Origin of the sequence: Avibacterium gallinarum (assembly GCF_002921135.1) — a bacterium.
In the GTDB taxonomy this organism is placed as follows: Bacteria; Pseudomonadota; Gammaproteobacteria; order Enterobacterales; family Pasteurellaceae; genus Avibacterium; species Avibacterium gallinarum.
Map to the genome: position 1 here is coordinate 1 of NZ_PQVJ01000025.1, position 641 is coordinate 641.

Annotated in this window: 1 protein-coding gene; it reads right to left on the reverse strand. The window is 49.8% G+C overall.

Annotated features, from left to right (window positions below):
- Window positions 1-641 (reverse strand): VENN motif pre-toxin domain-containing protein (locus tag C3007_RS11470; RefSeq protein ID WP_165779974.1); only part of this gene is annotated, 641 nt, incomplete at both ends.

The following is a 641-nucleotide window of genomic DNA, read 5'->3' on the forward strand; positions in this document are numbered from 1 at the left end:
TCTTTTTTAGTCGCCTTGCCATTTTTAATTTTCTCTCTAATGTCATCACGTCTTTTTTGAGAAAGTACACTGAGATAATTATTCTCCACCGCCCGTTTCCCAATCTCACCTCCTAATGTCGCGACATTAAGCGTGCTAACCGTATTAGTCGCTGAGCCGTTTTGTTGGGCGGTTAAGCCTGCGGTGAGGCTGCCAGCTAAGGCGCTTAAGGCGGTCACAGTTTGGCGTTCCTCGGTGCTGAGTTGGTTCGGGTTGTCCTTGCCAAGGGCTTTGGTGATGGCAGGGGCAGCGAGTTCACTAGCTGAAGCAGCAAGTGCGCCTGCGGTGATATTGCCTTTAGCTGCCGCCGCCTCTACCGCACCAAGCATGGCGTGAGCAAGGGTGTTGGTAAGAACATTCACCTCGCCATTGCTGTCGGTGGTGAGTGCCTTGATTTTTTCATTTAAAGTCGGCGAGGCAAGGGTAGTAGCAATCTGTGTGCCACTTTGCCCTGCCAATATCCCGCCTGCGATAGTGGTGAGGTTATCAAGGTTACGTTTGTATTCGCCCTTTTCACTCCATTTCTCTTGTCTTTCTAGCGTATTAGCAAGTGCGGTGGTTTTTTCCGCAATTTTTTGTTTATCTTGCGTTGCCTGCGGTTT